Annotated in this window: 30 protein-coding genes; 12 read left to right on the top strand and 18 right to left on the bottom strand. The window is 68.4% G+C overall.

What is annotated here, in order from left to right:
* Positions 1 to 28 precede the first annotated feature (28 nt).
* Positions 29 to 301 carry a hypothetical protein gene (locus tag F8178_RS19730; RefSeq protein ID WP_317496351.1) on the bottom strand — a complete coding sequence of 91 codons (273 nt, stop codon included), beginning with the start codon at positions 299 to 301 and terminating at the stop codon, positions 29 to 31.
* Positions 301 to 477, bottom strand: coding sequence for a hypothetical protein (locus F8178_RS19725; protein ID WP_317496350.1), 177 nt, complete (start codon positions 475 to 477; stop codon positions 301 to 303). The genes F8178_RS19730 and F8178_RS19725 overlap by 1 nt, the downstream gene beginning before the upstream one ends.
* 146 nt (positions 478 to 623) lie before the next feature.
* Here F8178_RS19725 and F8178_RS19720 point away from each other — a divergent pair, with 146 nt between their 5' ends.
* Together F8178_RS19720 and F8178_RS19715 are read left to right on the top strand one after the other, a co-directional pair.
* The gene (locus F8178_RS19720) at positions 624 to 1,451 is read left to right on the top strand and encodes a helix-turn-helix transcriptional regulator (protein ID WP_317496349.1); all 828 of its coding nucleotides are present in this window, start codon (positions 624 to 626) and stop codon (positions 1,449 to 1,451) included.
* Positions 1,448 to 1,636 carry a DUF397 domain-containing protein gene (locus F8178_RS19715; RefSeq protein ID WP_396345851.1) on the top strand — a complete coding sequence of 63 codons (189 nt, stop codon included), beginning with the start codon at positions 1,448 to 1,450 and terminating at the stop codon, positions 1,634 to 1,636. The genes F8178_RS19720 and F8178_RS19715 overlap by 4 nt, the downstream gene beginning before the upstream one ends.
* Positions 1,637 to 1,774: 138 nt before the next feature.
* On the opposite strand, the gene F8178_RS19710 is transcribed toward F8178_RS19715, so the two are convergent.
* Together F8178_RS19710 and F8178_RS19705 are read right to left on the bottom strand one after the other, a co-directional pair.
* Positions 1,775 to 2,611, bottom strand: a complete 837-nt coding sequence (locus F8178_RS19710) for a CPBP family intramembrane glutamic endopeptidase (protein ID WP_317496348.1) — start codon at positions 2,609 to 2,611, stop codon at positions 1,775 to 1,777.
* Positions 2,612 to 2,614: 3 nt separating this feature from the next.
* Positions 2,615 to 2,809 (bottom strand): ferredoxin, encoded by a 195-nt coding sequence (locus tag F8178_RS19705; protein WP_317496347.1) that lies wholly within the window; start codon positions 2,807 to 2,809, stop codon positions 2,615 to 2,617.
* A 177-nt stretch (positions 2,810 to 2,986) separates the two neighbouring features.
* On the opposite strand from F8178_RS19705, the gene F8178_RS19700 reads away from it, so the two are divergent.
* The gene (locus F8178_RS19700; protein ID WP_317496346.1) at positions 2,987 to 3,334 is read left to right on the top strand and encodes a hypothetical protein; all 348 of its coding nucleotides are present in this window, start codon (positions 2,987 to 2,989) and stop codon (positions 3,332 to 3,334) included.
* 18 nt (positions 3,335 to 3,352) lie between these two features.
* Here the strand turns inward: F8178_RS19700 and F8178_RS19695 are convergent, their stop codons facing one another.
* Positions 3,353 to 3,994: an alpha/beta fold hydrolase gene (locus F8178_RS19695; RefSeq protein ID WP_317496345.1), complete on the bottom strand. Its 642-nt coding sequence runs from the start codon at positions 3,992 to 3,994 to the stop codon at positions 3,353 to 3,355.
* A 53-nt stretch (positions 3,995 to 4,047) separates the two neighbouring features.
* On the bottom strand, positions 4,048 to 5,217 hold the full coding sequence (locus F8178_RS19690) for a site-2 protease family protein (protein ID WP_317496344.1): 1,170 nt from the start codon (positions 5,215 to 5,217) through the stop codon (positions 4,048 to 4,050).
* A gap of 162 nt (positions 5,218 to 5,379) precedes the next feature.
* Between F8178_RS19690 and F8178_RS19685 the strand changes: the two genes are divergently transcribed.
* Entirely contained in the window at positions 5,380 to 5,592 is a 213-nt protein-coding gene (locus tag F8178_RS19685; RefSeq protein WP_317496343.1) for a hypothetical protein, read from the top strand.
* 90 nt (positions 5,593 to 5,682) lie between these two features.
* Entirely contained in the window at positions 5,683 to 6,108 is a 426-nt protein-coding gene (locus F8178_RS19680) for an STAS domain-containing protein (protein ID WP_317496342.1), read from the top strand.
* On the opposite strand, the gene F8178_RS19675 is transcribed toward F8178_RS19680, so the two are convergent.
* From F8178_RS19675 to F8178_RS19650, 6 genes are all read right to left on the bottom strand, one after another.
* A complete protein-coding gene (locus F8178_RS19675) occupies positions 6,045 to 7,577 on the bottom strand; it encodes an NAD(P)/FAD-dependent oxidoreductase (protein WP_317496341.1) in 1,533 nt (510 codons plus the stop codon). The two genes, F8178_RS19680 and F8178_RS19675, sit on opposite strands and share 64 nt — an antisense overlap.
* Position 7,578: 1 nt before the next feature.
* Positions 7,579 to 8,391 (bottom strand): SigB/SigF/SigG family RNA polymerase sigma factor, encoded by an 813-nt coding sequence (locus F8178_RS19670; RefSeq protein WP_317496340.1) that lies wholly within the window; start codon positions 8,389 to 8,391, stop codon positions 7,579 to 7,581.
* A gap of 8 nt (positions 8,392 to 8,399) precedes the next feature.
* Positions 8,400 to 8,849, bottom strand: coding sequence for an ATP-binding protein (locus tag F8178_RS19665; RefSeq protein WP_317496339.1), 450 nt, complete (start codon positions 8,847 to 8,849; stop codon positions 8,400 to 8,402).
* Between the two features lie 111 nt (positions 8,850 to 8,960).
* Positions 8,961 to 9,440 (bottom strand): DUF4383 domain-containing protein, encoded by a 480-nt coding sequence (locus F8178_RS19660; RefSeq protein ID WP_317496338.1) that lies wholly within the window; start codon positions 9,438 to 9,440, stop codon positions 8,961 to 8,963.
* Between the two features lie 139 nt (positions 9,441 to 9,579).
* Entirely contained in the window at positions 9,580 to 11,280 is a 1,701-nt protein-coding gene (locus tag F8178_RS19655) for a TIGR03767 family metallophosphoesterase (protein ID WP_317496337.1), read from the bottom strand.
* Positions 11,281 to 11,291: 11 nt separating this feature from the next.
* The gene (locus tag F8178_RS19650; protein WP_317496336.1) at positions 11,292 to 11,951 is read right to left on the bottom strand and encodes a helix-turn-helix domain-containing protein; all 660 of its coding nucleotides are present in this window, start codon (positions 11,949 to 11,951) and stop codon (positions 11,292 to 11,294) included.
* 107 nt (positions 11,952 to 12,058) lie between these two features.
* Between F8178_RS19650 and F8178_RS19645 the strand changes: the two genes are divergently transcribed.
* Entirely contained in the window at positions 12,059 to 13,000 is a 942-nt protein-coding gene (locus F8178_RS19645; RefSeq protein WP_317496335.1) for an SDR family NAD(P)-dependent oxidoreductase, read from the top strand.
* Positions 12,997 to 14,619 carry an AMP-binding protein gene (locus F8178_RS19640; RefSeq protein WP_317496334.1) on the top strand — a complete coding sequence of 541 codons (1,623 nt, stop codon included), beginning with the start codon at positions 12,997 to 12,999 and terminating at the stop codon, positions 14,617 to 14,619. The genes F8178_RS19645 and F8178_RS19640 overlap by 4 nt, the downstream gene beginning before the upstream one ends.
* A gap of 30 nt (positions 14,620 to 14,649) precedes the next feature.
* Here F8178_RS19640 and F8178_RS19635 read toward each other — a convergent pair whose 3' ends face one another.
* Positions 14,650 to 14,925 (bottom strand): PASTA domain-containing protein, encoded by a 276-nt coding sequence (locus F8178_RS19635; protein ID WP_317496333.1) that lies wholly within the window; start codon positions 14,923 to 14,925, stop codon positions 14,650 to 14,652.
* A gap of 215 nt (positions 14,926 to 15,140) precedes the next feature.
* Here F8178_RS19635 and F8178_RS19630 point away from each other — a divergent pair, with 215 nt between their 5' ends.
* Positions 15,141 to 16,091, top strand: coding sequence for a R2-like ligand-binding oxidase (locus F8178_RS19630; RefSeq protein WP_317496332.1), 951 nt, complete (start codon positions 15,141 to 15,143; stop codon positions 16,089 to 16,091).
* A 17-nt stretch (positions 16,092 to 16,108) separates the two neighbouring features.
* Here F8178_RS19630 and F8178_RS19625 read toward each other — a convergent pair whose 3' ends face one another.
* Positions 16,109 to 16,600, bottom strand: a complete 492-nt coding sequence (locus F8178_RS19625; RefSeq protein ID WP_317496331.1) for a metallophosphoesterase family protein — start codon at positions 16,598 to 16,600, stop codon at positions 16,109 to 16,111.
* 54 nt (positions 16,601 to 16,654) lie between these two features.
* Between F8178_RS19625 and F8178_RS19620 the strand changes: the two genes are divergently transcribed.
* Both F8178_RS19620 and F8178_RS19615 read left to right on the top strand, forming a co-directional pair.
* Positions 16,655 to 16,990 (top strand): hypothetical protein, encoded by a 336-nt coding sequence (locus tag F8178_RS19620; RefSeq protein ID WP_317496330.1) that lies wholly within the window; start codon positions 16,655 to 16,657, stop codon positions 16,988 to 16,990.
* A 121-nt stretch (positions 16,991 to 17,111) separates the two neighbouring features.
* Positions 17,112 to 17,585: a VOC family protein gene (locus F8178_RS19615; RefSeq protein ID WP_317496329.1), complete on the top strand. Its 474-nt coding sequence runs from the start codon at positions 17,112 to 17,114 to the stop codon at positions 17,583 to 17,585.
* Between the two features lie 79 nt (positions 17,586 to 17,664).
* Here the strand turns inward: F8178_RS19615 and F8178_RS19610 are convergent, their stop codons facing one another.
* Positions 17,665 to 18,789, bottom strand: a complete 1,125-nt coding sequence (locus tag F8178_RS19610) for a glycerophosphodiester phosphodiesterase (protein ID WP_317496328.1) — start codon at positions 18,787 to 18,789, stop codon at positions 17,665 to 17,667.
* A gap of 194 nt (positions 18,790 to 18,983) precedes the next feature.
* The gene (locus F8178_RS19605; protein WP_317496327.1) at positions 18,984 to 19,310 is read right to left on the bottom strand and encodes a putative quinol monooxygenase; all 327 of its coding nucleotides are present in this window, start codon (positions 19,308 to 19,310) and stop codon (positions 18,984 to 18,986) included.
* Positions 19,311 to 19,464: 154 nt separating this feature from the next.
* On the opposite strand from F8178_RS19605, the gene F8178_RS19600 reads away from it, so the two are divergent.
* Both F8178_RS19600 and F8178_RS19595 read left to right on the top strand, forming a co-directional pair.
* A complete protein-coding gene (locus F8178_RS19600; protein WP_317496326.1) occupies positions 19,465 to 19,956 on the top strand; it encodes a Fur family transcriptional regulator in 492 nt (163 codons plus the stop codon).
* Positions 19,953 to 21,410 carry a catalase gene (locus tag F8178_RS19595; protein ID WP_317496325.1) on the top strand — a complete coding sequence of 486 codons (1,458 nt, stop codon included), beginning with the start codon at positions 19,953 to 19,955 and terminating at the stop codon, positions 21,408 to 21,410. The genes F8178_RS19600 and F8178_RS19595 overlap by 4 nt, the downstream gene beginning before the upstream one ends.
* A 71-nt stretch (positions 21,411 to 21,481) precedes the next feature.
* Here F8178_RS19595 and F8178_RS19590 read toward each other — a convergent pair whose 3' ends face one another.
* Both F8178_RS19590 and F8178_RS19585 read right to left on the bottom strand, forming a co-directional pair.
* A complete protein-coding gene (locus F8178_RS19590; RefSeq protein WP_317496324.1) occupies positions 21,482 to 21,808 on the bottom strand; it encodes a hypothetical protein in 327 nt (108 codons plus the stop codon).
* Positions 21,809 to 21,925: 117 nt separating this feature from the next.
* On the bottom strand, positions 21,926 to 23,455 hold the full coding sequence (locus F8178_RS19585; RefSeq protein ID WP_317496323.1) for an alpha/beta fold hydrolase: 1,530 nt from the start codon (positions 23,453 to 23,455) through the stop codon (positions 21,926 to 21,928).
* Positions 23,456 to 23,485 lie beyond the last annotated feature (30 nt).

Below are 23,485 nucleotides of genomic sequence, written 5' to 3'. Positions count from 1 at the left end.
ATGGTGCCGTCGGCGCGGTGCCACCAGCTCATGGCAGGCTCCCGGGTTCGTGGCGGAGGGGGGTGCGGGGCGGGTACGGTGCCAGGGCGGCGCAGTCGGCGCAGGCCTGGTGCGCGTAGATGCGGGACAGGCGGTCCCACCCGTAGATCGGCAGGCAATAGGCCTGGCCACACGCGGACGGATAGCCTCGGCCTTGGGGTAGCCGCTCCTTCGGCGTGCCCGGGGCGACCCAGTGCGCGGGCAGGCGCCGGATGTCCTCGGGGATCTGCGGCATCCACCCGTAGGTCGGTAGCGCCACCATCACAACCCCCGATCCAGCTCGTAGCCGTCACCGCAACGCACCATGCGCGGCCGAGGATCGTACGGATCGTGCTGCCATCTCCGCCGCATCACACTGCCCGAAAGACGCTCCCACGGCAGCAGCGCCAAAAGCGGCAGGGCAAAGATTCCCAGCATGGAAAGCGCAAACCAGATCATGATCACTCGCTATCCGGTACGGTGGTTTCGACGTCACCATATGGTCACTGACCATTGGTTGCGATCAGACTCTGTGTTCGCGGAACAGCACCACAACCCCCCGTTCGTGTGGTAGTCACTTGACTACGGAATGTACGCTATGGTTCATGACCGCGACCACAGGAACCCCGAGGGCACGAGCGTTAGCGGCGGCACTGCGGCAGTCACGCGAGAGTTCCAAGCTCAGCGTGCGCGAGGTCGCTCGTCGGCTCAACATCCAACACTCGACGATCAGCTACTGGGAGACCGGTCGACGCGTTCCGCGACCGGAGGACGTGGGCGGCTACCTTGCCGCGGTGGGTGTGTCCGGCGACGAACGCGAGCGGATCCTCGAACTCTCTCGCGATGCCAGCAAGACCGACTGGCTCACTGTCGGCATTCCGGGCGCCTCACAGCAGCTCGAGGGCGTCATGGAGTGCGAGCGCACCGCAACCACCATGACCGAGTGGGTCCCGTGGATGGTTCCTGGCCTGCTCCAGACCACCGAGTACGCGCGGGAGGTCATCGGACCTGATCAGGGTTTGCTCACGCTGCGCCTGGCGCGGCGCGACGTGCTCACCCGGCGCGATCCCGTACAGTTTCACGCGATCATCGGCGAGCCCGCGTTACGGCAGGTCATCGGTGGCCGCGAGGTGATGGTGCACCAGCTGTCCAACCTGCTTGACGTGCCGCGCAACGTCACCGTGCAGGTTGTGCCCATGGGATCCGGCATGCACCCGGGTCTCGCCGGGCCGTTCATCCTCTACGAGTTCGAGCGCTCCCCCGCCATCGTGCATGTGGAGCACTGGGCGAGCAGCGCCTTCGTGTACAACGACCACGACGTCGAGGAGTACCGTAAGGCAGCGGATATCCTCCGAAGTGAGGTAGCGATGAGCCCCGAGGAGTCGGCCGAGCTCATCGCGTCCACTGTTCGAGAATTGGAGACGACACGGTGACCCCACACGCTGATACCGACATGTGGTGCAAGTCCAGCTACAGCGCCCGAGAAACTGCATGCGTCGAGCTCGCGCTCGACCCGTCTCGCGCCCGTGTGCGTGACACCAAGGACCGCCAGGGCGGCACCCTGGAGGTGCCGTTCAGCGCGTGGCGCGCGTTCACCGCACAGCTGCGCGAGCGGTAGACACCGCCATCCGCGGTGCCCCTGCCCAACATCGGGCGGGGGCACCCGTGCTTCTCCCGCGGGCCGCCCACACAGCGGCCGCGCACACCCGCTGTCCGGCGTCCGCCCCGTCGAGAACCGCTGGACAACCCGGCATCCCTAAACCGCCACCACGCCGGTGGTGGTCAGCAGCAGGCTCACCGCCGGGAAGAGGTTGTTCACCTGGTGCGCCACGACGGCCGCGACCAGGTTGCCGGTGAACAACCGGGCCAGCCCGATCGGTATGGCGATCACCAGCAGCAACGGGCTGCGCAGCAACTCGAAATGCGCGATCGAGAACGCCACGGTGGTCACCACCAGGATGACCCACCGGTTCCAGCCCCAGTGCTGCAACGAGCGCCACAACGCACCGCGGAACATGATCTCCTCGCACAGCGGCGCGACCAGCCACACCGCCAGGAAGACCGCGATCGCGGCGGACCATCCGAGCGTGCGGTCGGCGAAGACCTCACCGAGCGCCGAACTGGCCTCGTCGAGGCCGACGATGTGGGCCCACAGCAGCGCGGCTGGCATGGTCAGCGCCAGACCCGCGCCGCCGATCGCGGCCCCGATCCCCACATGCCGCCAGTTGCCGTGCCACGCCAGCTCGCGGCGCACCCTCCGGAGCCGGTCGCCGCCTCCGAACAGCGCGACACCAGCCAGCACGACCAGTGCCGCCAGCACCACCGGTACCGTCACGGCGACCACCAGAGCAGTACCCGGCAGCCGCCCGTCGTCGTCGATACCGAACCCCGCCACCGCGAACGGCAGCACCACCAGCACCGAGGCCAGAACGAAAACGACCTCCGCGCCGAGGAAGACCGCAAGCATCGTCCACCCGGCACGCCGCCCACGCGGCTCGGGCTCGTCGGCGGGAGCGAGCAGCGGCCCGCCCGCACGCGCGGCGGCCTCCGGTGGCCGGTACGGATCAAATCGCGGTGGCTGGGGTGTGCTCACTCATCACTCCTCGAGGCTCAGCGCCTGCACCGGGCAGATCTCCACGCCCTGCTCGGCGGCGGCTTCCTTGCCCGCAGGCACCGGCTTTCCCTGCCCGATGTCGCTGAACCCGTCCTCGTCGAGGGTGAACAGCTCGCTGTCCACAATGTTGCACTGACCGCGGGCATCGCAGATATCGGGATCGACGCTGACCTTCACCTGTCCGCACCTTTCCACGCGCGTAGCAGCCCCGCGCAGCGAGGCTATACGGGATCATCCGGCTCATTGGCGAACACCGGCGATCGCACCTGATCACCCTGCACCACCCAGTATCCGTACGCCCGCCAGGCCCCGACAACGTGCCGTCCACCTGTGTGTAGCTCGTATGCTCGTTGAGTGACCGATCAGCACCCGGAACAGGTGGCCACGGCGAACGTCGCGCCGATGGCTCAGCTCCTGCGGCTGCTCGACGAGCACGCCGAGCTGAACCACCGCTACCGCAAGCTCATCACCGAGTCGCTGCGGACGCTGGAGGCCGAACGCATCCGGCTCACCCAGGCGCGCGGCATCGCCAAGCGGCTGATCGTCCTGGTGCGCGCGGCGGGGCCGGAGCTGCGCTCCCGGCTGAACGAGCAGGAGTCACAGGTCGTTGACCGTGGCCTCGCGCAGGCCAACGAGCTCACCTACGAGGTCGACGCCCCGGCAGGGAACGCGGACGTTCGCCTCGATCCTGGCGACCGGTAGCCCGGTGCACAGCCGCATTCATCCGGTCAGGTGGGTGCAAAACCAGGCTGCCGCCCGCTCGGTGACCTCGTCGAGCGCGCCCGGCTCGGGGAACAGATGGGTCGCTCCCGGCACCACATGCAGCTCACTCACACCAGTGAGATCCGCCAGCACCGTGCGGTTGAGCTCCAGGACGTGCTCATCCCTGCCGCCGACGATCAGCAGCGTAGGCGCTCGCACCCGTCGCGCGGGCCTGCCCGCGAGGTCCGGCCTGCCGCCGCGCGAGACCACAGCAGCGATCAGCTCGGGACGTTCCGCGGCGACCCGGAGCGCGACGGCCGCACCGGTACTCGCGCCGAACAGGCCGACCGGCAGCTCCCTGGTGTGCTCGTACTCGGCGACCCGGTCGACGACGGTGCGCAGGCGGGTAGTGAGCAGCCCGACGTCGAACCGGTAGTGCCCGGTGTGCGCGTCAGCTCGTTCCTCCTCGGCGCTCAGCAGGTCGAACAGCAGCGTCGCCAGTCCGTGCTGCTGCAAACCGCGCGCCACCGCCGTGTTGCGGGGGCTGTGCCGGGAACTTCCCGAACCGTGCACGAAGGCCACGACGCCCACAGCGCCATCCGGCACGACCAGATCCCCGGCGAGCTGCGCATCCGGCGTACTGATCAACACTTCGGTCATCGCACCCACCTCCGCAGCGCCCGACGTCGGCGGTGGCCTGGGGCGAACCGCCCTCAGGGCCACCCAGCCCCTCGGCCGGTGAACAGCCCTGCTGACTTCGACCGGCTGAGTCCACGGAGGGTAGCGATGCGGCTGATGTCGCTCGGGGTGATGATTCCGACGAGACCACCGCCCTCGACGACCAGCCCTCGCCCATCCGTGCGGCCATCCTGCAACCGGGGCAGCACCTCGGCCAGCTCATCGTCGGGACCGACGGTCGGTACCGCGGTCATGGCATGAGCCACCGCGTCGAGCGGCGTGCTGGGCCAGCGTTCCCGGCGCACACTTCCTACACGATCGAGTGTCATCAACCCGAGTGGCCTTCCCGTCGGGTCCACCACCGGGTACGCCGAGTGCTTCCGCGTGGGCGCGAGGTCGTCGACGAAGGCCGCCAAGCTGGTCGCACCGTCGACCCGCTCCGGGTTCGGCGTCATCGCATCCCGCACCCGCAGCCCGGACAGCGCCGCGAACGTCCGCGCCTGGTGCTCCTCCACGCTGGCCACCAGCACGATGAACAGGCCGATCAGGATCCACCAGATGCCGTTGGCCCCCGCGGCCGCGAGCAGCCACACGCCGCCGAGCGCGATCAGCGCCAGCCCGAAGACCTTACCCGCCCGCGCGCTGGCCACCGCGGCGCGGTACCGGTCACCACGCCACGCCCACAACAGCGACCGCAGGATCCTGCCACCGTCCAACGGGGCGGCCGGTACCAGGTTGAACAGCGCGAGCACAACGTTGATCAGTGACAGGAACGCCAGCACCGCGAACACCAGCGGCGGAAGGGCGACCAGCACCGAGACCCACGCCAGCACGCCACACACCGCGGCGACCACCACGCTGGCCAGCGGGCCGACAGCCGCGATGCGAAACTCCGCGGCAGGGGTGGACGCCTCGCCGCGAAGCCGTGCCACACCACCGAGCAACCACAGCGTGATGCCATCGACCGGGATCCCGTGACGGCGTGCCACGAGAGCATGAGCCAGCTCATGCGCCAGCAGCGAAGCCAGGAACAGCGCGGCACCGGCGAGCGCGGCGACGACATACGCGGCGGTTGGCTGGCCGGGAATCGCGTCGGGCCAGCGCGCGATGCCGAGACCCGCGAGGATCGCCACGATACCGAGCACGCTCCAGTGCACACCGACGCGAATACCCGCGATTCGCCCTAACGTGACGGTGGCGGTCATCTCCACCCCCTAGCTCCGGCCCCGCCGCCCGGCGGGTGCACACCCGGCTCGAGTACGGCCTCACCTTCCTGAGTACCGCACATCACCCCCGGTCGACCACTCCCGCGGCCGTTCCCAGGACCACCGGTTTACCGGCGCCGCCTTACGGGTAATCCCGGCACCATGACCGACACCGAGATCACGACACGGAACAGGACGCACGTAGCGGGCCCGCGATCACGGTCGGTCGCCAAGGTGGCGATCACGGCCGCGGCGATCGGGGTGCTGGCTACCGGCTGCCCGGACGGCGTCGACGACGGGGACAACGGCGACCTGCCCGATTACGGCGCGGATCGGCCTGCCGCCACGGGCTCGGCCACCCCGGGTACGGCCTGAGAGCGGTGTCGGGGTGGCGGTTGATCCGGCGGGCCTGCCGTAGTACAGACGGGAGTGTGCAGCTCACCCGAGACGAGGGAGGAGCATCGCATGCGTGGCGACACGGTCGACCTTTCGCTGGAGCACCCGACACCGGATGCCGCCGTGATCACCGCGACCGGCGTACTCGACGCGGAAACCGTCCCGCGGCTGGCGGAGATGCTCACGCCTCGACTGTCGTGCGCGCTCGATCTCGTGGCACTCGACGTCTCCCGCACCCGGTTCGTCGGCGTCGCGGCGCTGCGGCTCGCGCTGGAGGCCGACCAGCGGATGCGGGCGCGTGGTGGCACGTTCTGCCTGGTCGGCGGGGCACGCTCGGTGGACAGGGCGCTGCGCGCCGCCGAACCCGCCTGCCAGCTGCGGCACTACCCGACCGTGCGAGAGGCCCTGCGGCGTGCCTGCTCGCGGGGCCGTCACTCGGCGGCGTCACCGGCTGCCACCGGTGACGCGGCAGGCGAACGGATGGTCAGTTCGTAGTCGGCAGGGTCGAAGCGCCTGGCACTGCGCCGGTAGCGCCACGTCCAGTCGGGCCACAGCGTGGGATTGCGGCCGGTGGCATCCAGATACCAGCTGGCGCACCCGGTCTGCCACACCGTTGCCACCATCGCCTCGTCGACCCACCTGTTGAAGGTGTCCTGTACCTGGCCACGCACCTCGATCGTGTGGGCACCGCGCCGGTGGATGGCTTCGAGCGCGGCCAGCACATGGTCGATCTGGGATTCGATCATGTACACCATCGAGCTGTGTCCCAGCCCGGTGTTCGGGCCGAGCAGCAGGAACAGGTTCGGGAAACCGGCAACGGTGGTGCCGAGATAGGCGCGCGGCCCGCCACGGAATGCCGCGTCGAGGCGCATACCGTGCCTGCCGTACAGCCGTCGTGCCGCGGGCATGTCGGTGACGTGGAAACCGGTACCGAAGATGATCGTGTCCACCGCGCGTTCCGTGCCATCGCCGGTCACGATCGAGCGCGGCCGGATCTCGGCGACCGGATCGGTGACCAACTCCACGTTCGGGCGCTGCAGCGTGGGGTACCAGTCATTCGATGGCAGGATCCGCTTGCATCCGATCGTGTAGTCGGGCGTGGCCTTACGGCGCAGCTCAGGGTCGCGCAGCTGGCGGCGCATGTGGTGCGAAGCCACCCACTCGAGCGCGTGCATCAGGCGTGGTTCCTTCACGAAGCCGGGAACGAGAGCTTCACGCCCGATATAGACCCCAGCTCTCACGAGGCGTTGCAGCAGCGGGATGTTCCGGAACACTCGCTGCTCGAACCCGTTGATCCGGCGGTCGGTGTGCGGCACGACCCACGGCGCGGTGCGCTGGAAGACGTACAGTTGATCGACCTCTGGCGCGATCGCGGGTACGTACTGGATCGCGGACGCACCGGTGCCGATCGAGGCCACCTGCTCGCCGCGCAGGTCGTGCTCGTGGTTCCAGCGGGCGGAATGGAAGATGGTGCCACGGAACCGGTCCAGGCCGGGTATAGACGGGTACCGTGGCTCGCTCAGCGGCCCCATTCCCGCGATCAGTACCCGCGCCACCACCGTCCCGCTGCCGGTGACCACGCGCCACGCGCCGCGCCTGTCATCCCAGGACGCCGAGTGCACCTCGCAGCCGAACCGGATGTGGTCGACGATGCCGAACCGCTCGGCACACGCCGCCAGGTACCGCCGGATCTCGGGCTGGCCGGAATAGGTGCGGCTCCAGTCCGGTTTCGGCGCGAACGAGAACGAATACAGATGGGATGGGACATCACAACCGCAGTTGGGGTAGGTGTTGTCGTGCCAGGTACCGCCCAGGCCGGGGTTGCGTTCCAGCACCACGAAGTCCGACCAGCCCGCGCGCTTCAGTCGGATAGCCGTACCGAGCCCGGAGAAGCCACTGCCGATCACCACGATGTCGGTGTGCGCGGGCAACGCACCGCCGTCGTCGTCCCACGTACCCACCATGTCACTGGGCTCCATTCCCACCGCGCGGTCGCTGCTCCGTCTCCCGTAGGCCTTCCCGAAGCCATGCCAGTGACCGGCCGAGCAACCGCGATACGTGCATCTGGGACAGGCCGACGCGCTCGGCGATCTGGGTCTGCGTCAGGTTGTCGACGAAACGTAGCCCCAAGATGCGGCGCTCACGCACCGGCAACTGCCGGAGCAACGGCTGAAGGGCTTGCTGGTGTTCGACACTGTCGATCCCGCCGTCCTCGTCACCGACCGCTTCGGCCAGCGTCCTGTCACCATCCGCACCGGAAGGCGGCTCGTCGAGGGAGATCGGGTGATTCGCGCGTGCCACATCCAACGCCCGGCATACCTCTTCCCTGCTGAGGTCGAGGTGACGGGCGATCTCGGTCGGGGTGGGCGCCCTGCCGATCCGCTGGGCGAGCGTGCTGCCCGCCTCTGCCACGTCACGATGCAGCTCTTTCAACCGCCTCGGCACCCGCAGCGACCAGCTGCTATCCCGGAAATACCTGCGCACCTCACCCATCACGGTCGGTACGGCATAGGAAAGGAAGTCCGCGCCCCTCGCCGGATCGAACCGGTCGATCGCATTGATCAACCCGACGGTGGCGACCTGTTGGAGGTCCTCCCGCGAGCTACCCCGCCCGGAGAACCGCTGCGCGACGTGTTCGGCGACCGGAAGGTAGCCGGTGACCAGCCGCTTCCGGATCTCCGCACGCCGGGGATCGTCGGCGGCCAGCCCGACAAGCTCGTCGAACAGCGGCGCGAGATGGTCGTATTCGTGCGCGTGGTGCCGGTTCGTGGTGACCACCGGAACGTTCACCCCATTGTCAGAGACCTCCGTTTGGATAGCTGGATACGCATCAGATGCTCGGAGACGCCCGTAGCGTCCGCGGTGTGCCGGTCACCCGGCTCCACCACGGTGGTGACGCTGTCCGCGAGCGTGTTCAGCACCCGCCATCCCACCGACGAGGCTTCCGGTGGGGCGGGATCGGCCGTGGGCACGGTGACGGCGACGGCGATCTCGTCGGCTCCGACGGCGAACCGGCACACCAGCTCCGCGCCCGGAGTCGCGCGATCCGTCAGCGTCGCGCACGCCTCGTCGAGGGCCATCTCCAGATCCGAGATCGCGTCCAGGTCGAAATCGACACGCATCGCGATGTTCGTCGCCACAGCCCGCACCAACGGCAGGTGCTCCGGCCGCGCCCCGACCCGCAGCTCGATGTCGTCGCGCGAGCCGACCGTGGCGTCCCGGAGATTGTCACTCACCGTCACAACCCACCATGCTCTGTCTCGCGTCGTTGCCGGTTCCGGCTCACCCCGACCAGCGGGGCCACACCACCACACTCCCTGCGTCACGGTCCGCTGTTCAACCGACCGCTACTCGAGGCCTTCCATCGGCGAGTACGAAGCACGTATCTTGCGCAACCCTCGCAGACCGCCTGCACCGAGCAGGAACCCTGCCAGGGCGGTCAGCGCGTACAACACGACGTTGGCCCAGCCGATGTTGAGGATGTCGCCCTCGTTCTGCGTGATCACCGAAGCGGCACCGTAGGCGGTCAACCCGGTGAAGATGATGAACAGTACCCACCCGTAGAACTGGGCATCGACCGGTGGCGCGACGGCGGCGGCGATACCGAAGGCGACCACGCCCCCGTATAAGAAGTTCAGCCCCGCACTCGCGGTGAACACGCCTACCGTGGCGTCCGGGTTCCACCCGCCGAGCGTGCCGTCAGCGGCGAACAGGCCGGCGAGCAGCAGGGCAAGGTACACCAGGCAAATCAACCACAGCGCGAGCTGCCTGCCCGTGTGCCACGGGTGTCCGGTGTGCTGGGCGCGACTGTCGGTACGGCTGGCCATCTGCACCACCTCACTCTCATTGTGGGTGGTGGCGCGCTCGTTGAGTAGTCCTGAAGACGGATCGATTCGAGACGAGTGCCGCACACCCCCGGTTCGTCACCCGGTGGAGCGACAAGGCCGTGCCAGCGGCGGGGGATCCTTAGCCCGCGCGAAAAGGATGCGGCAGCACCAGCTCGGTGTTGCGGTCGATGTCCGCGCCGATGCCGGTGTCGAAGCCCTTCTGGGGGTCGTTGGCCATCAACTCGCGCGCAAACGAGGCCACCTCGTCATCGGCGTGGTCGACAAGCGTGGTGAACAGTGAGACCGTACCGTCGCGGTTGTCGAGCACGTCGATCAACCGCGCTTGCGAAGGCCAGTCGATGTGCGCCGCGGTACCGATGTCCCAGAACGGGCCCTCACGCGAGGTGATGATGTTGTCGTGCGTGTGTCCGTTGACCCAAGCGATCACGCTGGGATGCGCCGCGACCACATCGAGCACCGCGTCGGCATTGTGACGCGGCAGGTCGTTGCCCTCGGGGCCGAGGAACGGATCGGGAGTCTGCACCGGGTTATCCAGCGAGCGCGGCCCGTGATGGCTGAACAGCATCACCATGACCTCCTGCCGGTCGGCTTCGCTGAGCCGCTCGTCGAGCCAGGCGAGCTGCCGCCTGCCGATCGACCCGGTCGCCAGCCCGCCCGGGTTGACGGTGTCCAGCACGATCCAGCGCACCCCGCCCACATTGCGCGCGTAGTAGGCGGTGTTGCTCGCGATGTTCTCCTCGGTGAACCCGTGCCCGCGCGGCGCGCCAGGGGACTCCAGATGCGCCCGGATCCACTCGAGCTTGCTCACGTACTGCCGCTGCGCATCGGCGGTGACCCGCATCGCGGGCGCTCCCGGCACGGTGAGCTGGTCCAGCGCGGCCGACGGTTCGGTGAAGCTGTTACAGGTCGCGTGCAGCGGCGTGCCGACCACCTTGAGCCCCCGCTCGGCGACCACCCGGTACGGCGGCAGCACCGGCGAGTTGCCTTGTGCCAGCCCGTCGTGATTGCCGTAACAGGAGAACCACGGCATGCCCGCTCCTGTTGCGGCGAACGGTGCGACCGCTTTCTCCAGCCAGCCGGGCGCGTCGGGAAAGCCGAACAGCTCCTTGTACTGATCCGGCGCCGCGGTCACGTCGGGGTCGGGGTGCCAGTAACCCCGATCGCCGGAGGCCTGCACGCCCTCGTACCGGTCGGCGTCACCGGACTGCACGGCGATCTTGCGCCCGGTCAGGTCGGTCCCGTCCATCAGGTCGAGAAAGATCCCCAGCTCGTTTCCCTGCTGGTTGTCGGTGTTGTCCCCGGTACAAATCGCTGCCTGCAACGGTGTGCCCGTCACCGGCGAGACCCCGATCTCCCGGACCCTGCGCAGCATGGCCTCGGCGATGCGCCCGCATGCCGCTTCCTGTGGCCGGTGAGCCGAGGAGAACGGGAACACCTCTCCGCACTCCCCGTCGGCATAGCGGTCGAGGAACTCGACCCGTGTCGTCGACTGCACGTCGATCACGTGCTGGTCGGTGAGGTGGACGAAGGACAACAAGCCCCGCCGCCTGCCGTGCCTGCCCGGATGCGGATCGGCCAACTCCGCGCGCACCAGGTGCGGCTCACCGTCCCGGGTGGTGATCTCGCGGTAGTCGGCGATCCTGCCGGGGCGGACCACGCTGCCGGGGCCGAGGGTCCGTGCCAGTGTGGTGAGCGCGGCCGCCGACCTGGCGGCCGCGTGCCCGCCACGTCCGGTGTTCGCGGACGCGACACCGGGCAGGCTTGTCGCGGCGACCGCCGCTGTCATGACTCCCAGGAAGTCTCGCCGCCGTACGCTCACGGCAGGAGATGCTAGTTCCCCCTTGAGGGTGAGTCCATGGAAATCACCGGCGCGTAGCCAGGATGTTGGCTGCGCGTTACAGCCGTGCCAGGCTCGGTCAGCGCGGCACGCACGAGTTCGATGAGACTGTCGACCGTGGTGTCCGGATCGATCAACCGCCGGACGGCCACCCCGATGGCCACGTCGACCACCGACGTGGCCATCGCGCGTGACCAGGCTCCTGCCGGATCCGCCCCCGGCACTTGGGCGGCCAGCGCGTCGGCGATGAGCTCGACGGCCGAGCGCTGCCGCTGCGCCTCCGCCGTGATCAGCCGTGCGTCGGCCCTGGCCTCCAGCGCGAACTCGAGCTCGAATCGGGGCCACCCCGAGTTCATCGCGCGCTCGGCCCACCCGCGCAGCGCGTCGAGTTTGGCTTCGAGCAGGCGGTCGCCGTCAAGCAGGACCGCGAGCTCGTCGAGCCGCTCGGCCTGTATCCGGCGCAGCACCAACAAGGCCAGCTCGGCTTTGCTGCCGAAATTGGAGTAGACCACCCCCGTAGAGAAACCGGCATCCGCTGCCACCGTGGCGATGGAGGTATTCAGGTACCCGTCCCGCAGGAAGCGCTCGCGCGCGGCAGCGAGCAGCAGCCCGCGGTTGCGGGCGCGCTGCTCGTACCTGGTCATGCGGGGCATAGCGGAAATTTTAACATTGACATTATCCAAATATCGCTGGTACTCAAATAGCATCGGTACTGCTTCGGGTGCCGGACCGCCCGCAGGACGAGGCGAAGGAGGAGGCGATGGCCGGCCTCGCACGCGCCCTCGCGCATGCCCCGAGGAACCGCACCGTGGCCCGGCTGGCGCGCTCGCGGGCGGCGGCATGGCTGGTGAACCCGCATGCCGACGTCACGGCAGCCGAGCTGCGCGCCGCGGTCGCAGGCAAGACGGTCCTGGTCACCGGTGCCTCGTACGGTCTGGGCGCGGCGACCGCGCGCAGGCTCGGCGCCGCGGGAGCCACCGTGGTGCTGCTCGCGCGCACCGAGCACGCGTTGGAAGAGACCGCGCGCGCCGTGCGCGAAGCAGGGGGCTTCGCCCATCCCTACCCCGTCGACCTGTCGGATCCGGCCGCCGTGGAACCCGTCGCCGCCGACATCATCGACCGGCACGGGCCGGTCGACGTGCTGGTGAACAACGCGGGAAAGTCCATAAGGCGCTCGATCGCGGACTCGACCGGACGCTTCGGCGACTTCGAGCGCACCATCGGGGTGAACTACCTCGGCCCGGTCCGGCTCATGCTCGCGCTGCTGCCCGCGATGCGCGAACGCGGTAGCGGGCACCTGGTGAACATCTCCACCATCGGCGTCCGCATCCCACCCGGCCCGCGTTGGGCCGCCTACCAGGCATCGAAGAGCGCCTTCGACGTGTTCTTCCGCAGCACGGCCGCCGAAGCCGCGGCCGACGGCGTCACGGCTTCCTCGGTCTACATGGCACTGATCCGCACCCGGATGAGCGCCCCGACGGCGATATTCGACAACCTCCCCGGCCTGTCGGCCGACGAGGCAGCCGGGATCGTGTGCCGTGCGATCGTCAGCAGGCCCGCCAAGATCAGTCCCTGGTGGGCGGACGCAGCGGAGGTGGTCTTCAGCGCCGCGCGTCACCCATGGGAGCGCATCGTCGCAGGCATGTACCGGGACAGTCACGGGGCTACGACCACACAGGACACCAGGGAGATCCGGCCATGAACGCGGCACGCGACACCGCATCCCTGCTCTGGCACGGCGCGCGGGTGCTGGCGGGATCGGGACTGGCAGGTCAGGCCCGACCGGCCGCGCTGCCCCGGATGGCGCGGGCGCTTCGCGAGGCCGGGACCTCGCCCGCGACCCTCGTGGCGGTCGCAGCCGCCCACCGGCCGGAGACCACCGCCGTCATCGACGACAGGGGAAGCCTCGATTACGCCGGGATCGACGAGGCGGGAGCCCGTCTCGCGACCGGTATGGCGGGCCACTTCGGGGAGTCCCGAATACGCAGCGTCGGCGTGATGTGCCGCAATCATCGCGGGTTCGTCATCGCCACGCTCGCCGCGGGCAGGTTGGGCGCCGGGTTGCTCTACCTCAACACGGACTTCTCGGCCCCGCAGCTCGCCCAGGTCTGCGAGCGCATGCGCGCCGACGTGATCGTGGCCGACGAGGAGTTCCTCCCTCGCCTGGAAGGTCTCGGCGTTGGCGTGATCGTCGCCTGGCAGGACAGCGCGGACAACGACCTGCCGAGCGTCGACGAGCTCGTCGCGTCGAACCCCCGGTACCGCCCGGCACGCCGGGTGTCGTCCCGCCCGATCACACTACTGACCTCCGGAACCACCGGCGCGCCCAAGGGCGCACCACGGAAACCGAACCCCCTTGCCACCCTCGGGCCGGTGGCCACCCTGCTACAGCGCAGCAGGCTGCGCGCGGGCGATCCCGTCCTCATCGGACCTCCGCTGTTTCACGGTTTCGGGATCGCGCTCTGGGCGCTGGCGGCCTTCCTGCGCTCACCCGTAGTGCTCCGCCGCAGGTTCGACCCGGAGACCGTGCTGGCCGACACGCAGGCGCACCGCGTTGCCTGCATCGCCGCGGTGCCCGCGATGCTGCAGCGCATCCTCGGCCTCGACGAGGCGACCATGGCGCGTTACGACAGCACCAGCCTGCACACCGTACTGTCCGGCGCGGCTCCCCTGCCGCCCGCGCTGGCCACCCGATTCATGGACGCCTTCGGCGAGGTGCTCTACAACGGCTACGGCTCCAGTGAGGTCGGCATCGCCACCATCGCCACGCCCGCCGAGCTGCGCGCCGCGCCCGGCACCGTCGGCACGCCGAGCATCGGCACGCCGGTCCGCGTACTCGATGCCGAAGGCAGGCCGGTACCGCAGGGCGGTTCGGGAACCATCTTCGTGGGCGGCCCCCTGGTGTTCTCCGGCTACGCGGGCGGGGGCGGCAAGGAGATGGTCGACGGGCTGATGACCACCGGTGATGTCGGGTACTTCGACGCCGCGGGCAGGCTCCACGTGCAGGGCCGGACCGACGACATGATCATTTCGGGTGGGGAGAACGTCTACCCGCAGGAGGTGGAGGACGTGCTCACCCGGCACTCCGCGATCGTCGACGCCGCGGTCATCGGCGTCGACGACGAGGAGTTCGGTCAACGGCTGGTGGCATACGTGGTGCCGCACCGGCAGTGGCCAGGGGCGGCGGAACTGGCAGCCTACGTCAAGGACAACCTGGCGCGTTACAAGGTGCCACGCGAGTTCGTCGAGGTCGACGAACTACCGCGCAACCCCACGGGAAAGGTACTCCGCACGCGGCTGCGCGATAGTGGATCCGGCTGACCATTAAGGACAGATGGCCACCGGGCCGGTTCAGGCCGGTTCGAGTGTCTTGTTCGCGTCCTTGGGCGAGGGTGGGACCTCTTCGGCGTGCCCGCCGCGCCCCGCCCACAGGAACACGGCCGCGCCACGCTCGGCGCCTGCCGTGGCGATGGGGGCCTGACCGATCACCGTCCCGCTGGTGGGGGCGGGAGCGTACTCTGGCCCGTACGGCACCAACCCTGCCGCGCGCACGATCGCGCACGCTTCCTCGGCATCGAGTCCGACGACGTCGGGCACCTCGGTGATCTCGGGAAGCTGCCCACTCATGTCCTTGACAGTAAGCCACCTCAGGGCCGAGCGCAGCGTCTCGCGGCGATTCGCCCGGCTTCCGGCGACTGCCGTCCCGTGCGCTCGGGCCAACAACCCGACGGGAAGGTTGACATACTTACCGTTACGATCTAATAATTTTACATAAGACCCACTAATGTAAATCAAGCCGGGGGGCTGGCGGGGGACGGCCGGGACGTGCAAGGAGGATACCGATGAGCCGGACCGGATTCAGCTCGCTGCGCGAAGGCGGGATGAACTGGGACTCGTTCCCGCTTCGCCTGTTCACCAAGGGAAACCGGAAGTTCTGGGATCCCGCGGACCTGGATTTCAGCGCCGATGCCGAGCACTGGCGGCAGCTGTCCGATGCGCAGCGCCATGCGGCGACCATGCTCTGCGCGCAGTTCATCGCTGGCGAGGAGGCGGTGACCGAGGACATCCAGCCGTTCATGGCGGCGATGGCGGCCGAGGGGCGGCTCGCCGACGAGATGTACCTGGCCCAGTTCTGCTTCGAGGAAGCCAAGCACGTCCAGGTCTTCCGGATGTGGATGGACGCCGTCGGCCTGACCTCGGATCTCCACTCCTATGTCGAGGACAATCCCGGCTACCGCACGCTGTTCTACGAGGTACTGCCGGACTCGCTGCGGGCACTGCACTCCGACCCGAGCCCCGCGAACCAAGTAAGGGCGTCCGTGGTGTACAACCACCTCATCGAAGGCACGCTGGCGTTGACCGGTTACCACGCCTGGAACACGGTATGCACGAAACTCGGTGTCCTGCCGGGAATGCGGCAGTTGATCAAGCTCATCGGTGACGACGAGCGCAGGCACATGGCGTGGGGAACGTTCACCTGCCGCCGCCATGTGGCCGCGGACGAGCGCAACTGGACGCTGGTTGAGGAGGTCATGTCCGAGTTGACCCCTCACGCGCTGACACAGATCCAGTGGGCGCTGGAACGTATCGACACCGATGCCGTCCACATCGATCCGGACGAGCTCGTCAACTACGCCACCGACCATGCGTCGAGGCGCCTCGGAGCGATCTCCTCGGCGGTCGGCCGCCCCCTGAGCGAGATCGACGTGGATTACACTCCCGAACGGCTCGAGGATCAGTTCGGCGCCGAGGACGAGGCCGCTCTTGCCGAGGCGGCAGCGCCGCACCGCTGACGCCCGCGGCGCGGGGCTCAGGTCACCGGCACGATCCCGGACTGCTCTAGCTCGCCGCCAGCGATGTCGAGCAGGCCGATCGTGCCGTGCGGTTGCCGCCTGCGGTCGGTCGGTGAGCCCGGGTTGAAGATCCGCAGGCCGTCCTCGGCATGATCCATCGGGATGTGCGAGTGCCCGAACACGACCAGGTCGGCGTTCGGGAACCGGCGGCGCAGCCGCGCGGCCCGCCCGCGGGAAGCACCGCTGTCGTGGATCATCCCGATGGTCAACCCTTCGAGGACGAGCTCCAGCGTGTGCGGCGCACCCCACTGCGCCACATCACGGCCGTCGTTGTTGCCGAGCACGGCATGCAACGGCGCGTAAGCCGCCAGCTCATCGAGCACATCGGCGGTGCACACATCACCCGCGTGCAGGATCAGGTCGGCCTGCCGCAGATACGGGGCCACCCGCTCCGGGCACGCGCGCCACTTCCGTGGCGCGTGGGTATCCGAGAGCACGGCGATCCTCACACTCCCCATGATGCCGCACAGCCAGCGTCACCCGAACAGGGGATCAGTGTGCCGGTGCGTAACACAACCAAGATCATCGCGACACTCAGGGTGATGGAGAGCCACACCGGGTCGTTCGACACGCAGGGGAGCAGACACAGCGTGAAGGTGTATCGGATCACCGCCGGTATCAGTGCCCTACTGGTCGCAGCCGTAGGGCTTGTGGTGGTGTTCATCAGCGAACCGGGGCCGTACGGCACGCTCGGCCACGGGCAGCTCGCCGGGATCACGATGGTGAGTATCGGGCTCGCGGCAGCTGTGATCTCCGCGTTGCTGTGTGCCTCGCATCTGTTCGACCGCGAGTACGACGAGTTCACGACCTCCGGCCAGACGAGCGCGCAACGCAACTGACCCGACCTGACCGGCTTCGGCGCCCCACGGAAGGGAGCCGGACGCGTCGATGACCTTCTGGTGGCCGGGTGGTCTACCGCAACGAACCGGCAACCACCCATCACGCCACGGAGGTCATGTCATGGACAAGATCACCCCCTTCCTGTGGTTCGACAGCGAAGCCGTCGAAGCCGCGGAGTTCTACACCGGCATCTTCGCCAACTCCCGGATCACCGACACCACCTACGCAGGCGAGGGCGGGATGCTGCCAGCGGGATCGGTGCTGACCGTGACCTTCGAGCTGGACGGCCGGTCGTTCGTGGCGCTGAACGGCGGCCCGCATCACACCTTCAACGACGCGATCTCCTTCCACGTGGGCGGCGAGGACCAGGCCGAGGTCGACCGGCTCTGGGAAGCGCTCACCGACGGTGGGAAAGAGGTCGAGTGCGGCTGGTTGAAAGACCGCTACGGGGTGTCGTGGCAGGTCGTGCCGAGCGTGCTGCACGAGATGCTCGGTGACGACGATCCGAACAAGGTGCAGGCGGTCACCACGGCCATGCTGGGCATGGTCAAGATCGATATCGCCACGCTGCGCGAGGCCTACGACGGCGCCTGAACGCCGTGTGGGGGCGAGCCGAAGGACTCCTCGGGTACACGGATAGGCACCGGAGGGGCCCTTCGGCTCGATCCCGGCGTTACCGGTCCTCGTCGCGTGCCGCGACCGCCGTGTCCGGGTGGTCGGTGAACATCCCGTCGATACCGGTGTCGAGGAAGGCCTCGTACTCGTCGAGGGCGTGCCCGTAGCGCGCGTCGTCGTCCGAGGTCCGCAAGCCCTCCGGGAGGAAGGCGTTCTCGTTGCGGAACGTCCACGGGTGCACCACGAGGCCCTCGGCGTGCGCGTCGGCCACCAGGGATGTCGGTTGGTCGAGGTAGCCGTCGGCATCACGCGGGATCACCCGGTCCTTCGCGGGGCCGATACCGTCGGCGTAGCCCGCGATCTCCTCGAGCCCCTCAGGGGTAACAAGATCGTCGTAGGTGCGCGCCTCACCCGATTCGATGAAGTCGTACGGCGCTCCCTCGGCGGCGATCAGCTGCACCAGCGGCACGCGGACGTGCTCGCTCAGCTTCCTGAGGCTGCCGACCTCGAACGACTGGACGTACACCGGAGCCGAGGGCCGGTTGAGGCCGTTGCGTTCCAGCACCCGGACCAGCTCCGGTTCCAGCGGCAGGCCGATCGAGTCGAAGTAGCTCGGGTGCTTGGTTTCCGGGTAGGTACCGATCGGGCGGTTCAGCTCACGGGACAGCTCCGCGGCCAGGTCGATGATCTCCTGGTACGTCGGCACCTCGTAGCGGCCGTCATAGATCGTGTTGTTCTCCCGCAGATCGGGCAGCCGCGTCGTGGCTCGCAGCGTCTTGAGCTCGGCGAGCGTGAAGTCCTCGGTGAACCAGCCGGTCACCTTCTCGCCCTCGACGATCTTGGTGGTCTCGCGGTCAGCGAACTCGGGGCGTTCGGCGACGTCGGTGGTCTGGCCGATCTCGTTCTCGTGGCGCGCGACAAGCACACCGTCCGCGGTGGCCACCAGGTCCGGCTCCAGGTAGTCGGCGCCCATCCTGGCGGCCAGCTCGTAGGCCTCCAGCGTGTGCTCGGGACGATAGCCGGATGCTCCCCTGTGCGCGATCACCGCCTGCCCGCTGCCTGCGACCTGCGTCGCGGCGGGTTCGAACCGTGGCTGTCCCTCGGGCGGCGCGCTGACCAACCCTGCCGTCAACATCAGCACCGTGACCACCACGGCGAGCACGAGCGATCCGGACCTGCGCATGACACTCCTCCATCGGGCAGCCGGGCAACCGCCGACACCGCCCACTCGGTACATCGACTCATATCAACAACGGTCACAAAGGATGGTTCCGGAGCGGGGAACCGGAGGCGAACGCGAGACGAAAGCCTCCGTAGCGGGACGTGACGGGGCGAGGGTGTCGGGAGGCACGCGCCCGCGATGGCCCGCTGGGTGACCTACCGATCCACAGCCATCTCGCCGAGCAGCGACCAGTCGTCCTGCGGCACGGTGGTGTTGACGACCCTCGGCGTCTCGGCCAGGTAGGGCGGCAATGTCCGCTGTGCCTGCTTGAAGTGCTCGGACTGCACGTGCGCCGCACCCGCGTCTTCGTCCCGGAACGCCTCGACGAGCACGTACTCCGTGGGATCCTCGACACTGCGCGCCCAGTCGAACCACAAGCAACCCGGTTCCTCCCGCGTCGCGCGGGTGAACTCACCGGCGATCTCCGGCCAACGGTCGGCATGGTCGGGCAGCACGCGGAACTTCGCGGTAATAAAGATCATTCGTACTCCTCGGTACGGGTCACCCGGTCAAGATGATCAATACTCATCGTGGCATCGCAGCGCGGCAGCGACACCGGCGGACCACCCGGACGACCCTCACCCGGTAGGAGGGCGCTGGCTTGACGGTTTCCAGGGGAAGTACTGCACTGACGGTATGCCCCTTGATGGCGTATCGGAACGGTACCGGTTGCGCCAGGCGGGGCTACGGGTCACCGGCCCCCGCCTGGCGATACTGGAGTGGCTTGCCGAGCACCCACACGCCACCGCCGACGAAATCGGCAACGGCGTGCGGGATCACCTCAGGTCGGTATCGACCCAGGCGGTCTACGACGTGCTCAGCGCGTGTTCGGACGCCGGGCTGGTTCGCCGGATCGAGCCGGCAGGCCATCCGGCCCGTTTCGAATGCCGTACCGGCGACAACCACCACCACCTGGTGTGCCGGGGCTGCGGTCGCATCAGCGACGTCGACTGCATCCGCGGCAACGCACCCTGCATCTTCCCGGACGACACCCAGGGATACGAGATCGACGAGGCCGAGCTGGTCTTCTGGGGCCGCTGCTTCCACTGCTCGAATCCCACCGCCGCCGGGGCGGAGGACACGTCACCGATCAGCGGAACTTCCCACCACGAGGAGGCACGGCGATGACAGGAACGGGACGGAAGCCGACGACCACCGACGCAGGCATTCCCGTCGTCAGCGATGAGCACTCGCTCACCGTCGGACCGGACGGGCCGATCCTGCTCCAGGACAACTATCTGATCGAGCAGATGGCGAACTTCAACCGGGAGCGCATCACCGAGCGTCAACCGCACGCCAAGGGCGGCGGCGCGTTCGGCAAGTTCGTCGTCACGCAGGACGTGAGCGCCTATACCAAGGCGAGTGTCTTCCAGCCGAGGACCGAAACCGACATGCTGATCCGGTTCTCCTCGGTGGCAGGCGAACGCGGCAGCCCGGACACGTGGCGCGACCCGCGCGGCTTCGCGGTGAAGTTCTACACGGAACAGGGGAACTACGACATGGTCGGTAACAACACACCGATCTTCTTCGTGCGGGATCCGATGAAGTTCCAGCACTTCATCCGCTCCCAGAAACGCCGCGCCGACAACAATCTGCGCGACCACGACATGCAGTGGGACTTCTGGACGCTGTCGCCGGAATCGGCGCACCAGGTCACCTGGCTGATGGGCGACAGGGGGATTCCGAGGACATGGCGGCACATGAACGGCTACTCCAGCCACACGTACATGTGGGTCAACGCCGATGGTGAGAAGTTCTGGGTGAAGTACCACTTCAAGACCGACCAGGGCATCGACTTCCTCACCCAAGAGGAAGCCGACCGGCTCGCCGGTACCGACGTCGATTACCACACCCGCGACCTGTACCAGGCGATCGAGCGCGGTGACTATCCGAGCTGGACGCTGTACGTGCAGATCATGCCCTTCGCCGAGGCGGAGACCTACCGGTTCAACCCCTTCGATCTCACCAAGGTGTGGCCGCACGGCGACTACCCGCTACACGAGGTCGGCCGGATGACACTGTACGAAAACCCGACCGACTACCACACCGAGATCGAGCAGGCGGCGTTCGAGCCGAATAACCTCATCCCGGGAATCGGGCCGAGCCCGGACAAGATGCTACTCGCCAGGCTGTTCTCCTATGCCGACGCGCACCGCGCTCGCCTCGGCGTGAACTACAAACAGATCCCGGTCAACGAGGCGAAGGTTCCGGTGCACAGCTACAGCAAGGACGGCGTGATGCGGGTCCGCAACGTCTCCGATCCGGTGTACGCGCCGAACTCCAAGGGTGGCCCGCAGGCGAACACGGCGCGCTCCGGACAGCCCGCGGGGTGGTACACCAGCGGTGACATGATCCACGCCGCCTACACCCCGCGCAGGGACGATGACGACTTCGTCCAGGCGGGCACGCTCGTGCGCGAGGTGATGGACGACGCCGCCAGGGAACGGCTGGTGTCCAATGTCGCCGGTCACCTCAGCAAGGGGGTCACCGAGCCCGTGCTGCAGCGGGCTTTCGAGTACTGGCGCAACATCGACTCCGACATTGGCGACCGGATCGAGAAAGCCGTCAAGAGCGCGGGCTGAGCGCCGGTAGGTCCCCGCAGCCGGGCGATGCCGCGCGAGCGAGGCGGTTGATCAGTCCCGCTCCGGCCCGGTCACTTCGCGGCCCGTCTCCGGCCGGTACGGGGCGGGGAGCTGCCTGGCCGTGCCCACGTGCCCGCCGCCTCACCCGAGGCGATGGCACTTCCCCGTGCTGTCAACGTGGCGGGGACCCGGGCACCCGGTGCTCCCTGCGCGGCGCCCACGATCAACCCGTCGTGCACCAGCCGGTGCGCTGCTCCCTGGTCACAGAAGCACAACCCGTCGATGAACAGGTCGGGTTCCGCGCTGCAGGTCAGTTCGGCTCGCCCGGCCCGGACCGCGAGCAGGATGGCGCGATCGCGGCTCGTCAGCGCGGCTGCTTCCGGATGCTCGGCGGACACGGTTGACCACTCCCGTCCTGGCTGCGTCGTAGGTGACGTGCCGGTGAGACGGGTGGATCGCGACGGCATGACGGCGCGCGGCAGCGCGAGCGACCACGATCGGGTGAGTTCGCGGGATCACCCCGTTCGTTGTGGCACCGGCAGCCGAACCGTGAGGTCGGTCAGCTGCATGCCACCCGGCGTCCGGCTGCCGTGCAGCGCGAACATGTCCGACACCGGGCTCACGGTCAGGAACAGCGACTCACCTTCCGGCACCCGCACGGCCACCGAGGGGAGCTCGATACTCCGCTGCGCGCCGAGGTTGAGGCTTTCCTCCCGGTGCGGGAGCATGTTGTTCTGGATCACCCGGGCGTCGGCCGGTGTGGTGCCGACGCTCAGCGCGAGAAACGCCCTGCTGTCCAACCCCAGCGCGGTCACGACGCCGTCCAGGTACGGGGTACCCGCGATCGTGAGCGGGCCCTCGGCGATCGGCACGGCACGCGGCACGCCCGCTGCCGTGGTGGTAGTGATGTCGGGCAACGTGTAGTCCTCGGTTGGCGCGACCGAATCGACCGTCAGGCAATCGCCATGGGCGGTCATGAGGTGGTACTGCCCGCGCCCGTCCAGCTCGGGAGGCGCACCCTGCAGGTGTTCGGCGAAGAACCGCAGCTCCAGCTCCTGGTAGCTACCGGCGAGCCGCTCGGAGCAGGCGTCGCCTGCCACGGCGTCCCCGGCAGGCAGCGCGTTCGGCAATGCGTGGCCACCGTTGTAGCCGACGAGGAGGCTGTCGCGCCGCGCCTTGCCGGTGAGCGCCCGGTCGAAGTTCTTGATCGCCTGGTCCAGCGCGAACAGGTTGTCGCTGGTCCCCTGCCGCAGCAGCACCGGGATGTCCAGCTTCCTGCCTTGCTCGACGTGGAACTCGGGGCCGTTCTCTCGGAAGAACTCGTCCATCGTGGCTGGCCAGTCGCCTGTGGCCACTCCTTCGGCGAAACCGGCGTGCACGGTCGAGGTGTGCGCGCCCGCGCCCGCGGCGTAGAGCAGGCTGGTCCAGCTGCTGCGTACCACCTCCTGCGGTGCGAGGCTCTCTGGCAGCGAGTGCCAGGTGATCTGCGGGGCGAGCGCGTCGAAGCGGGTGTCCCCGGTCCGCGCGATCTCGGTGAACGCCCCGGCGAGCTGGAAGCCGCCGCCGTAGGAGCCACCGATCGCGCCGAGGACCGGATCGTCCGGCCCCTTGCGCTCGACCCAGTCCAACCCGGCGATGTAGTCGATGACGGCGATGACGTCCTGCCCCTCGAACTCCGGATCCTGCACGTGCGCCTTACCGCCGCTGTCCCCAAAGCCACGCTGGTCGAAGCTGACGACGCCGAACCCCGCGTCGAGGTAGCGCTGGAACGAGCCGGGTGAGGACGTGCGACTGCCGCCCCAGCCGTGGCTGTGCAGCAGCACCGGAACCCGGTTGTTCCCCGCCGCATCCGCCGGTTGGAACACGCTCATGCAGATCTCCACCGGGCCCGCATCGAGCGGGTCGGTCTCGGGAACGCCAGGGATGCACACGTCGTCGGGCTCGTGGGCACCCGCGCTCGCAGCCGCCGTACCGGCGGTGACAGCGGTCAGCACGAGCGCCGTGACCAGGCTGAGCAAGCTGAAACGGCTGAACACGCTGAGCATCGGCGGATCTCCTTATCACCTCGCTACCGT

This window comes from Haloechinothrix sp. LS1_15 (genome assembly GCF_033042135.1).
Taxonomy (GTDB): Bacteria; Actinomycetota; Actinomycetes; order Mycobacteriales; family Pseudonocardiaceae; genus Haloechinothrix.
The sequence above is the reverse complement of the archived record's forward strand: the minus strand, read 5'-3'. Positions and strand labels throughout refer to the sequence as shown.